This window comes from Kitasatospora sp. NPDC057198 (genome assembly GCF_042670125.1).
GTDB lineage: Bacteria > Actinomycetota > Actinomycetes > Streptomycetales > Streptomycetaceae > Kitasatospora.
The window spans coordinates 19,766-31,120 of the sequence record NZ_JBHUWH010000035.1 but is presented as its reverse complement, the minus strand read 5'-3'; the positions used below and the strand labels follow the sequence as shown (position 1 = coordinate 31,120).

At 75.1% G+C, this 11,355-nt stretch carries 9 protein-coding genes; 4 read left to right on the top strand and 5 right to left on the bottom strand.

Translation table 11 applies throughout. The features are described 5' to 3' along the window. Positions 1–62: 62 nt before the first annotated feature. From ACFUEL_RS06845 to ACFUEL_RS06835, 3 genes are all read right to left on the bottom strand, one after another. Positions 63–1,760 carry a phospho-sugar mutase gene (locus tag ACFUEL_RS06845; RefSeq protein ID WP_380234962.1) on the bottom strand — a complete coding sequence of 566 codons (1,698 nt, stop codon included), beginning with the start codon at positions 1,758–1,760 and terminating at the stop codon, positions 63–65. Between the two features lie 433 nt (positions 1,761–2,193). Beyond that, complete coding sequence (locus ACFUEL_RS06840) at positions 2,194–3,024, bottom strand: purine-nucleoside phosphorylase (RefSeq protein ID WP_380234961.1); 831 nt, start codon at positions 3,022–3,024, stop codon at positions 2,194–2,196. Positions 3,025–3,186: 162 nt separating this feature from the next. Next, entirely contained in the window at positions 3,187–3,624 is a 438-nt protein-coding gene (locus ACFUEL_RS06835; RefSeq protein WP_380234960.1) for a gamma-glutamylcyclotransferase, read from the bottom strand. A gap of 134 nt (positions 3,625–3,758) precedes the next feature. Between ACFUEL_RS06835 and ACFUEL_RS06830 the strand changes: the two genes are divergently transcribed. From ACFUEL_RS06830 to ACFUEL_RS06815, 4 genes are all read left to right on the top strand, one after another. Beyond that, positions 3,759–4,325: a hypothetical protein gene (locus tag ACFUEL_RS06830; RefSeq protein ID WP_380234959.1), complete on the top strand. Its 567-nt coding sequence runs from the start codon at positions 3,759–3,761 to the stop codon at positions 4,323–4,325. A gap of 66 nt (positions 4,326–4,391) precedes the next feature. Continuing rightward, positions 4,392–5,846 (top strand): NAD(P)H-quinone dehydrogenase, encoded by a 1,455-nt coding sequence (locus tag ACFUEL_RS06825; RefSeq protein ID WP_380234957.1) that lies wholly within the window; start codon positions 4,392–4,394, stop codon positions 5,844–5,846. 199 nt (positions 5,847–6,045) lie between these two features. Then, the gene (locus ACFUEL_RS06820; RefSeq protein ID WP_380234965.1) at positions 6,046–6,945 is read left to right on the top strand and encodes a DeoR/GlpR family DNA-binding transcription regulator; all 900 of its coding nucleotides are present in this window, start codon (positions 6,046–6,048) and stop codon (positions 6,943–6,945) included. A 102-nt stretch (positions 6,946–7,047) separates the two neighbouring features. Further along, positions 7,048–8,400 carry a condensation domain-containing protein gene (locus ACFUEL_RS06815; RefSeq protein ID WP_380234956.1) on the top strand — a complete coding sequence of 451 codons (1,353 nt, stop codon included), beginning with the start codon at positions 7,048–7,050 and terminating at the stop codon, positions 8,398–8,400. Between the two features lie 58 nt (positions 8,401–8,458). On the opposite strand, the gene ACFUEL_RS06810 is transcribed toward ACFUEL_RS06815, so the two are convergent. After that, on the bottom strand, positions 8,459–10,234 hold the full coding sequence (locus tag ACFUEL_RS06810; protein WP_380234955.1) for an acetyl/propionyl/methylcrotonyl-CoA carboxylase subunit alpha: 1,776 nt from the start codon (positions 10,232–10,234) through the stop codon (positions 8,459–8,461). A 217-nt stretch (positions 10,235–10,451) separates the two neighbouring features. Continuing rightward, positions 10,452–11,204 (bottom strand): hypothetical protein, encoded by a 753-nt coding sequence (locus ACFUEL_RS06805; RefSeq protein ID WP_380234954.1) that lies wholly within the window; start codon positions 11,202–11,204, stop codon positions 10,452–10,454. Positions 11,205–11,355 lie beyond the last annotated feature (151 nt).

The following is an 11,355-nucleotide window of genomic DNA, read 5'->3' as shown; positions in this document are numbered from 1 at the left end:
CGTCCCGGTGATCCCTGGGACGCACCCGGCCTTTACGCGTGCGGCGGTGCGAGGAGCACCGTTCAGGCGAGCCCCGCCGCCGTGGCGAAGTCCTGCTTGAGGACGTCGAGGAGGGCCTGAGCGCGGAGGCGGGCGGCCGGGAGGTCGGCGGGGGTGGGGACCGGGAGGACGGCTTCGAGGTAGCACTTGAGCTTGGGCTCGGTGCCGGAGGGGCGGACGACCACGCGGGCGGAGGTGACGGTCGGGCCGGTGAGGAAGTAGCGGAGGCCGTCGGTCGGGGGGAGGTCGGGGGTGCCGGCGGTGAGGTCGTCGGCGCGGGTGACGGTGAGGCCGGCCAGCTCGACGGGGGGCTTCTCGCGCAGCGCGGCCATCGCGTCGGAGATGACGGAGAGGTCGTCGACCCGGACCGAGAGCTGGTCGGTGGCGTGCAGGCCGTGCGCAAGGGCCAGGTCGTCCAGCAGGTCGGTGAGGGTGCGGCCGTCACGCTTGAGGCCGGCCGCGAGTTCGGCGATCTGGAGGGCGGCGGTGATGCCGTCCTTGTCGCGGACGCCGTCCGGGTCGACGCAGTAGCCGAGCGCCTCCTCGTAGCCGTAGCGGATGCCCTCGGCGCGGGCGATCCACTTGAAGCCGGTGAGGGTCTCGGCGTAGCCCAGCCCGGCCGCGGCGGCGATCCGGCCGAGCAGGGTGGAGGAGACGATGGTGGTGGCGAAGACGCCGTCGCCGGTCTTGGCGGCCAGGGCCGCGCCGAGCAGGGCGCCGACCTCGTCGCCGCGCAGCATCCGCCAGTCGTTGTCGGTGGTGGGGACGGCGACGGCGCAGCGGTCGGCGTCCGGGTCGTTGGCGATCACCAGGTCGGGGCGGGCCGCGCGGGCGGTGGCGAAGGCGAGGTCCATCGCGCCGGGCTCCTCCGGGTTGGGGAACGCGACGGTGGGGAAGTCCGGGTCCGGCTCGGCCTGTTCGGCGACCACGGTCGGGGCGGGGAAGCCGGCGGCGGCGAACGCGGCCAGCAGCACGTCCCGGCCGACGCCGTGCAGCGGGGTGTAGACGGTGGTCAGCTCGCGCGGCCCGGCGGCGTCCAGGACGGAGACGGCGCGGGCCAGGTAGGCGGCGAGCACGTCCTCGCCGAGCAGCTCCCAGCCGGACTCGGCGCGCGGGACGTCGGCGAGCGCGCCCAGCGCGTCGATCTCGGCGGCGATGTCGGCGTCCGCGGGCGGGACGATCTGCGAGCCGTCGCCGAGGTAGACCTTGTAGCCGTTGTCCTGCGGCGGGTTGTGGCTGGCGGTCACCACCACGCCGGCCGCCGCGCCCAGGTGCCGGATCGCGAAGGCGAGGACGGGCGTGGGCAGCGCGCGCGGCAGTAGTGCGGCGCGCAGCCCGGCGCCCACCACCACGGCGGCGGTGTCGAGGGCGAAGTCGTACGACTTGTGCCGGGCGTCGTAGCCGATCACCACCAGGTCACCGAGCTCCGGGTGCTTGCGGACGTACCCGGCCAGGCCGGCGGCGGCCCGGATCACCACGGCCCGGTTCATCCGCATCGGCCCGGCGCCCAGCTCGCCGCGCAGGCCGGCGGTGCCGAACTGGAGGCGCCCGGCGAAGCGTTCGGCCAGCCGGGACCAGGCGATCCGGTCCTCGCCCTCGGCCTCCGGCCCCTCGGCGGCGGCCAGCAGCGCGGTCAGCTCGGCGCGGGTCTCCGGGTCGGGGTCCTCGGCCAGCCAGGCGCGGGCCCGGTCGAGGAGGTCGTTGGTGGGTGCCTGCGACATGCGGACCGCTCCCTGGGGGTGTGAGGACGAGGGGTGAGAGAGGTGTGAGGACGAGGGCGAAGAGGTGCGGAGGACGGGGATGAGGGCGGGGACGTGCGGTGGGGCGCGGTGCGGGGCCGGGGCCGGGCGGCCCGGCTGCGGCTCCGCGCCGCCGGTCGTCCGGCCCCGGGCCGCTCCGCGCGTCCGGCGAGCGGCGTGGCCACGGGCCCGGTTGCCGTTCGCCCGGCGCCGGCTGCGGCTCCGCGGCCCCGCGTGCTCCGCCCGGTCGCCCGGTCGCGGGCCCGGCCGTCGTCGCTCCGCCCCCGTCCCCGCCCCGCCCCGGTGCGGCGGTCCGGCTCCCGCCCCGTCGCCCCGTGCTGCTGCTGCCCGCCACATCACCCGATTCTCCGTCAGGCGGGCGCTCCGGGGCGGGAGTCCGGCCCTCGCCGGGGTGTCAGATCCGCTCCAGGACCTTCGCCAGCAGCGCGCCCATCCGCTCGGCGGACGCCTTGCCGGCCTCCAGCACCTCGGCGTGGTTGAGCGGTTCGCCGGTGATGCCCGCGGCCAGGTTGGTGACCAGCGAGATGCCGAGCACCTCGGCGCCGGCCTCGCGGGCGGCGATGGCCTCCAGGGTGGTGGACATGCCGACGAGTTCGCCGCCGATCACCCGGGCCATGTTGACCTCGGCCGGGGTCTCGTAGTGCGGGCCGCGGAACTGCACGTAGACGGCCTCGTCGAGGGACGGGTCGATCTCGCGGCACAGGGTGCGCAGGCGCTTGGAGTACAGGTCGGTGAGGTCGACGAAGTTGGCGCCGACGATCGGGGAGTCCGCGGTCAGGTTGATGTGGTCGCTGATCAGCACCGGCTGGCCGGGGACCCAGCCCTCGCGCAGGCCGCCGCAGCCGTTGGTGAGGACGATCGTCCGGCAGCCGGCCGCGGCGGCGGTGCGCACGCCGTGCACCACGGTGGCCACGCCGTGGCCCTCGTAGTAGTGGTTGCGGCCGAGGAAGACCAGGGCGCGGCGCTCGCCGGCGCCGGGGATCCGCACCGAGCGGATGGTGCCGGCGTGGCCGGCCACCGAGGGGGCGGGGAAGCCGGGCAGGTCGGTGACCGGGAACTCCGCGAGGGTCTCGCCCAGGGCGTCGGCGGCCGGCACCCAGCCGGAGCCCATCACGAGGGCGACGTCGTGGCGCTCGGCGCCGGTGAGTTCGCGCAGCCGGTCGGCGGCGGCCCGGGCGGCGGCGTAGGGGTCGGCGGGGGCGACCGTCTGAGGAGATGCGTTCACGCGGTCGAGGATAGGTCAAATCTGCCTACGCGCGTAGACATCATGGCCGGGCCATGCCGGATCGTTACCCGGATTGCACGGAAGGACGGCATTCGTCCCCGCGACGGCAAGGGTTCCGGGCGGAACCCACAGGCGCTCGGCGAGGGGCGGCCCGCCCGCCCGTCAGCAGGGCCGGCGGCGCAGGTCCAGCACGTAGTCGTCGGGGGCGCCGGCGCTCTCCGCCGCGTCCGCGATCAGGCCCAGGTAGCGGGCGGCGGGCAGCCCGCCCTCGTAGTCGTTCAGCACGTACGTCCAGACCGCGACCTCGCCGTCCAGGGTCTGCGCGCGCAGCTTCACCTTGCGGTAGATGCCGAGCTGCACGCCCTCCCAGCGGTCCAGGCCGTCCTCGTCCATCGGGGCCACGTCGTAGAGCGAGACGAAGACCTGGTCCTTCTCGTCCTCCACCACGGTGGCCAGCGAGCCCTCCCAGCCGAGCTGCTCACCGCCGAAGGTCAGCCGCCAGCCGGGCAGCCAGCCGGTGCCGCGCAGCGGGGAGTGCGGGGCGCGCCGGGACATCTGCCGGGCGTCGAGGTTGGTGGCGTAGGCGGCGTAGAGCGACATGGCGCCAGCCTACGGGAGCGGGACGGCCCACCGGGCTGCGCGTCCGCGGCGGGCCTACCGTGGAGGGAGGTCTCATCCCGCGGGCGGACCCGCCGGGCCGGGGGGCGGGGTGCGCGCCGGACGGGAGCGTCCTCATGCGACAACTACCGGCAGTGGCGGGAGCCTCGGCGGTGGCGGCGGTGCTGCTCGCGACCGCGGTCGGCTGCGGTTCGGGCGGCGGCGGCGGTCCGGCGGGGGCCAGCCCGCCGGGCGCGGTGACCGTCACCGCGACGCCCACCCCGACGCCGACCGTCACCGTCACGCCGACGCCGAGCCCGACGGTCACCGTCACCCCGCAGACGGTCACCGCCACGCCGAACCCGACCGTCACGGTCACCACCGCCAAGGGCGGCGGCAACCCGACGCTCACCAGCGCGATCGCCGTGGTCCAGCAGTACTACGAGGACATCAGCAACCACGACTACGCGGCGGCCTGGGCGCTGGGCGGCAAGAACATCGGCGGCAGCGACTACAACGGCTGGGTGAAGGGCTACGCCACCACCGCCAGCATCTACCTGGGCACCACCAGCACCTTCGGTTCGAACCAGGTGCGCGCGGTGATCTACGCGGTCCAGACCGACGGCAGCACGAAGACCTACGAGGGCACCTACACGGTGTCCGGCGGGGTGCTGGTGTCGGCCTCGATCCAGCAGACCGGCTAGCGGCGGCGACCGGGACGGGGCAGCAACAACGGCCCCGGCGTGGAATCGGTTCCGGCATGCGGGACAATGGGGCACGTGACTCGGATCGTGATCATCGGTGGCGGACCAGGCGGATACGAGGCGGCCCTCGTGGCAGCCCAGCTCGGCGCGGAGGTGACCGTCGTCGACCGCGACGGTCTGGGCGGATCGGCGGTGCTGACGGACTGCGTGCCGTCCAAGACGCTGATCGCCACCGCCGAGGTGATGACCAGTTTCGACAGCTCCTACGAGGAACTCGGCATCCTGGTCGCGGACGGCACGCCGGACCCGGCCGACCCGGCCCGGGTGGTCGGCGTCGACCTCGGCAAGGTCAACCGGCGCGTGAAGCGGCTGGCGATCGCCCAGTCGCACGACATCACCCAGGCCGTCACCCGCGCCGGGGTGACCGTGCTGCGCGGCCGCGGCCGGCTCGGCACCGGCGGCCAGGCGATCGACGGCTCCCGCGAGGTGCTGGTCGACCTCGCCGACGGCGGCACCGAGTCGGTGCGCGCCGACGCGGTGCTGATCGCCACCGGCGTCCGCCCGCGCGAGCTGCCCGACGCCCGGCCGGACGGCGAGCGGATCCTCGCCTGGACGCAGGTGTACGACCTGGAGGAGCTGCCGCGCGAGCTGATCGTGGTCGGCTCCGGCGTCACCGGCGCCGAGTTCGCCGGCGCCTACCAGGCGCTCGGCTCGAACGTCACGCTGGTCTCCTCGCGCGACCGGGTGCTCCCTGGCGAGGACCCGGACGCCGCCGAGGTGCTGGAGGACGTCTTCCGCCGCCGCGGCATGAACGTGATGAGCCGCTCCCGGGCCGAGAGCGCCAAGCGGGTGGGCGACCGGGTCGAGGTGGCGCTGGCCGACGGCAAGGTGATCACCGGCACGCACTGCCTGATGGCGGTCGGCTCCATCCCCAACACCGCGGACCTGGGCCTGGAGGAGGCCGGCGTCGCGGTCAACGACTGGGGCCAGATCAAGGTCGACCGGGTCTCCCGCACCTCCGCCCCCGGCGTGTACGCGGCCGGCGACTGCACCGGCGTCTTCATGCTGGCCTCGGTGGCCGCCATGCAGGGCCGGATCGCGATGTACCACGCGCTCGGCGACGCGGTGCAGCCGCTGAACCTGAAGACCGTGGCGTCCAACGTGTTCACCGACCCGGAGATCGCCACCGTCGGCTACACCCACGCCGACGTGTCCTGCGGGAAGATGGACGCCGTCGAGGTCAAGCTCCCGCTGCGCGGCAACCCGCGGGCCAAGATGCAGGGCATCCGGGACGGCTTCGTGAAGCTGTTCGCCCGCCCCGGCACCGGCATCGTGGTCGGCGGCGTGGTGGTCGCCCCGCGCGCCTCCGAGCTGATCCACTCCATCTCGCTGGCGGTGGACAACAACCTGACGGTGGAGCAGGTCGCGAGCGCCTTCACGGTCTACCCGTCGCTGTCCGGCTCGACCGCCGAGGCGGCCCGCCAGCTGCACATCCGCAAGCGCGAGGGCGCCGGCTCCTAGGGGGCGCGCGGGACGTACGGGAACGAGCCGGGCGCGCACTGCCCGGCTCACCCGGGCGGTGGAGCGCGCATTGTACGGTCGTGCGCCGTTCCGAGGTGAGCAAATCCCGTTACCAGGTGCAAACGCCTGAAAGCAGACGGTCACTCGGGTTACCGTCGGTCCTGTGTTTGCAGCAGAACGTCGCCAGTTGATCCTCGAGATGGTGCGCGCCAACGGAGCCGTGTCGCTCCGTGAGCTGGCCCGCGTCGTCCAGACCTCCGAAGTCACCGTCCGCCGGGACGTCCGGGCGCTGGAGTCCGAAGGGCTGCTCGACCGCCGCCACGGCGGCGCGGTGCTGCCCGGCGGCTTCAGCCGCGACCCGGGCTACCCGCAGAAGACCCACCTCGCCACCGCCGAGAAGAGCGCCATCGCCGACCTCGCCGCGGACATGGTCGAGGAGGGCGACGCCATCGTGGTCGGCGCCGGCACCACCACCCAGGAGCTGGCCCGCCGGCTCGCCCGGGTGCCGGGGCTGACGGTGGTCACCAACTCGCTGCTGGTCGCCCAGGCGCTGGCGCACGCCAACCGGGTGGAGGTGGTGATGACCGGCGGCACCCTGCGCGGCTCCAACTACGCCCTGGTGGGCAGCGGCGCCGAGCAGTCGCTGGCCGGGCTGCGGGTCACCAAGGCGTTCATCTCCGGCAGCGGCCTGACCGCCGAACGCGGCCTGTCCACCGCCAACATGCTCTCCGCCTCGGTCGACCGGGCGCTGGTGCAGGCCGCCAACGAGGTGATCGTGCTGGCCGACCACACCAAGCTCGGCACGGACAGCATGTTCCAGACCGTCGCCACCGAGGCGATCACCCGGCTGGTCACCGACGAGCGCACCCTGCTGGACGACCTCACCTCCCGGGAGCAGCACGCGCTCGCCGACTGCGGGGTGCAGGTCTCGGTGGCCTCGCTCGGCCTGTCCGCCGAGTCCGGGGCGCACCAGCAGGCCGCCCGCCGGGCCGCCGGGCCGTCCGGCCAGGCCCCCGGCAGCCCGCTGCCCGGCCAGCGCCGCCCCGCCCCGCACACGGCCCTGCCGCCCGCCGCCCGGCTGGCCGAGCGGATCCGCTGACGGGCGCCCCCGCCGCACCGGGGGCGCCCCGCTGACCGGTTCCGGCCCGCCCGGCGCCGACCCCTGGCCGCCCCGACCGGGCCGCTTGTAGCGTCTGCGCCCATGGACGCAGCCAGCGAATCACCCGACCGGACGGCGGAACTGACGGTGCGTGCGGCCCGCGGCGGCCGCGGCCCCGCGACCTGGGGGCAGCGCGCCATCCACACGGCCCTGGCCGGGCTCGGCGCCGACGCGCCCCGCTACAACCTGCGGCTGGCCGCCCCGGTCGACCCCGGCATGGCGCCGGAGGAGGTGCTCCGCGCCTACGCCGAACTGCTCCACCTGCACGACGCGCTGCGCACCCGGCTGGTCGAGGAGGACGGCGACCTCGTCCAGGTGGTGGACGCCGAGGGCGTCCTCCCGGTGGCGCTGCTGCACCGGGAGACGGCCGGCGCGGCCGCGGCGGCCGCCGCGGAGCTGGCCGCCGGGTACGCCGCCGAGCCCTTCGACCCGGCCCGCGGCTGGCCGGTGCGGCTGGCCCTGGTGCTGGTCGGCGGACTCGTCCGGCAGGCCGTCGTCGTGCTGTCGCACACCGCCGCGGACGGCTGGGGGATGCGCCGGATGGTCCGCGACCTGATGCTGCTGGCCGCCGGGCGCACCGCCGAACAGCTGCGCGCCGAACGGGAGTTCGCCCAGCCGCTGGAGGAGGCCGCCGAGCAGCGCTCGCCGCGCGGCCGCCGCCGGGACGCCGCCGCCCGCCGGCACTGGCGGGAGAAGCTGGCGGCCGGGCCGCGCGTCCTGCTGCCCCGCCCGGACGGCGAGCCGGACCCGGCGCGGACCTTCCCGTACGCGGTGCTGCGCTCCCCGGCGCTGGCCGCCGCGCTCCCGGCGGCCGCGGCCCGGCTGCGCACCGGCGACGCCACGGTGCTGCTGGCCGCCGCCGCCACCGAACTGGTCCGGCTCGGCGGGCAGCGCGCCTTCCTGTGCCAGGTGGTGGTCGGCAACCGGTTCACCGAGCAGGCCGCCGAGGCGGTCACCACGCTCGCCCAGGAGGGCCTGTTCCACCTCCCGGAGGTCTCCGAGGACTTCGCCGAGACCGTCCGCCGGGCCCACGGCCCGGCGCTCGCCGCGTACCGCCACGCCGGCTACGACAAGCCGGAGTTGGACGCCGAGCTGGACGGACTGCGGGCCGCGGGCGTCGAGTTGGCCGACCACTCGGTGGTCTGGAACGACACGAGGGATCCGCTGGCCGCGCTGATGGCCGACGCGTCGGCCCAGGAGGCCGCCGGGGAGCGGGAGTTGAGCTTCCCGGCCGAGTTCCCGGCCCGCCCCGGGGTGTCCGTCGCGGTGGACGTGGTGGTGGTGCCCGGCGCGGTCGAACTGCGGATGGTGGCGGACGGCGCGCTGCTGGACCGGGAGGAGATGGCCCGGTTCCTGTGCGGCGTCGAGGAGTTGGTGCTCGGCGCGGCCGGATAGCCGCAGGGGCGGCGGGAGTTGACGTACTCCCGCCGCCCCTGCCTCACGCGTCCGGTGCTCAGACGTCCTTGATCTCGCAGAGCGCGGCGCCGCTGGAGACGGAGGCGCCGACCTCGGCGGTCAGGCCGACCACGGTGCCGGCCTTGTGGGCGTTGAGCGGCTGCTCCATCTTCATCGCCTCCAGGACGACGATCAGCTCGCCCTCGGCGACGACCTGGCCCTCCTCGACGGCGACCTTGACGATGGTGCCCTGCATCGGCGAGGCCAGGGTGTCGCCGGAGACCGCCGAGGCGGCCTTCTTGCCGCCGGCCCGGCGCTTGGCCTTCGCGGCGCCCGTGCCCGCCGCCGGGGCGGAGGCGACGCCCAGCGAGGACGGCAGCGAGACCTCGATCCGCTTGCCGCCGACCTCGACCACCACGGTCTCCCGGCCCTCGGGCTCCTCGCCCTCGGCGCCGGCGCCGGTGAACGGCGGGATGGTGTTGTCGAACTCGGTCTCGATCCACCGGGTGTAGACGGTGAACGGGTCGGCGGAGCCGGTGAGTTCGGGGGCGAAGGCCGGGTCGGTGACGACCGCCCGGTGGAACGGGATGGCGGTGGCCATGCCCTCGACCTTGAACTCCTCCAGGGCGCGCGCGGCCCGCTGCAGGGCCTGCTTGCGGTCGACGCCGGTGACGATCAGCTTGGCCAGCAGGGAGTCCCAGGCGGGGCCGATCACCGAGCCGGACTCGACGCCCGCGTCCAGCCGGACGCCGGGGCCGGACGGCGGGGCGAACAGCGTCACCGTGCCGGGCGCGGGCAGGAAGCCGCGGCCCGGGTCCTCGCCGTTGATCCGGAACTCGAAGGAGTGGCCGCGGATCTCCGGGTCGTCGTAGCCGAGCTCCTCGCCGTCGGCGATCCGGAACATCTCGCGGACCAGGTCCAGGCCGGCGACCTCCTCGGAGACCGGATGCTCGACCTGGAGGCGGGTGTTGACCTCCAGGAAGGAGATCAGGCCGTCCTGGGAGACCAGGAACTCGCAGGTGCCGGCGCCGACGTAGCCCGCCTCGCGCAGGATCGCCTTGGACGCCCGGTACAGCTCGGCGTTCTGCTCGGCGGTGAGGAACGGCGCGGGCGCCTCCTCGACCAGCTTCTGGTGCCGGCGCTGCAGCGAGCAGTCGCGGGTGGAGACCACCACGACGTTGCCGTGCTGGTCGGCCAGGCACTGGGTCTCGACGTGCCGGGGCTTGTCGAGGTACTGCTCGACGAAGCACTCGCCGCGGCCGAACGCGGCGACCGCCTCGCGGACCGCCGACTCGTACAGCTCGGGGATCTCCTCCAGCGAGCGGGCGACCTTCAGGCCGCGGCCGCCGCCGCCGAACGCCGCCTTGATGGCGACCGGCAGGCCGTGCTCGGCGGCGAAGGCGACGACCTCGTCGGCGCCGGAGACCGGGTCGGCGGTGCCGGCCACCAGCGGGGCGCCGGCGCGCTGGGCGACGTGCCGGGCGGTGACCTTGTCGCCGAGGTCGCGGATGGCCTGCGGCGGCGGGCCGATCCAGGTCAGGCCCGCGTCGAGGACGGCCTGGGCGAAGTCGGCGTTCTCGGAGAGGAAGCCGTAGCCGGGGTGGACGGCGTCGGCGCCGGAGTCGGCGGCGGCCTTCAGGACCTTGGCGATGTCCAGGTAGCTGGTCGCGGGGGTGTCGCCGCCCAGCGCGTACGCCTCGTCGGCCGCCCGCACGTGCAGCGCGTCCCGGTCAGGCTCCGCGTAGACGGCGACGCTGGCGATTCCCGCGTCCCGGCAGGCCCGGGCGACGCGGACGGCGATTTCTCCGCGGTTGGCGATGAGCACCTTGCGCACTGTGGCTCCCTTCTCGAACCTCGTCGAGTCTATGGATTGGAGGGCGCTACCGGCGAGTAGTCCCTGGTGGTGAGCGTGCTCACACGCTCGGTGGTCGGACTCCCGTACGAGCGGCGGCGGTTGGGGCCGCGCCGCAGGCAGCGGGCCCGGACGCCCGCGCGCCGGGGTGCGGGAGGGGTCCGCGGGGGCGGGGTGGCCTTGGCCACACCGGGTCGGCTCAGGCGGCCGCCGGTCCGGGCCGGGCGGTCGCCGCGGCCGTCACGTCGGCCTCGAACTCGACCACGTCCGGCCCGTAGGCGCGGGCGTTCACCACCCGCAGCACCACCGCGAACGCGCCGTTGCGGCCGTGCTTGCGGGCCAGCGTCCGGTGGTGGGTCAGCAGGTAGCGGGCCGCCGCGTGGTTGGACACCGCGGTCTGCCCGGCTATCACGAACACCGGCCGCCCGCCCTCGCGCAGGTGTATTCGGGCCAGCAGCGCGTGCGCCCGCTGGCCGGGCTCCTCCCGGGAGGTCAGGAACCGGAACTCGCGCGGACCGACCACCAGGGTGTGCACCGGGTGGCCGGCCTCCGCGGGCGGGCTGACGAACGCCACCCCCGGCAGCCAGGACTCCAGGTGGGCCGCCGTCCGCCGGTTGCCGGCCGGGCCGCCCACGCAGAACTCGGTCTTGTCGCCCAGCCCCTGCCGGACTTCGTCGTGCCCGGTCAGGGTGGCCCGCGCACCGCACTCGCGCACCAGTGCGGCCAGCTCCATCAACGCGTACACGTCGTCGCGGGCCACGCTCTTCGCGTCCGCGGCGGACGCCTGGCGGTTGACCACCAGCAGTGCCTCGCCCGCGGCGGGCAGACCGAAGAAGGCGCGCTCCCGCCCCAGCCGGCGCCGCCGGCGCAGCGACTGGGCCAGCCAGCCCAGCCCGGCGCTGATCGCCGAAGCGACCAGTCCCAGAACGACGTTGAGCACTCCATCGGTCATCTTCCGCTCCTCGTCGCTCCTTCCCGGCCCGGCTGCGTCAGCCTAACGGGGCCCCGCTCGCGGAACAGTGGAACTCTGCGACAGATGTACGGGCCGGGTTCTGTCCGATTCCGCACCCCGGAAGGGGAATCCTTCGTTCCGTTTCCGGCCC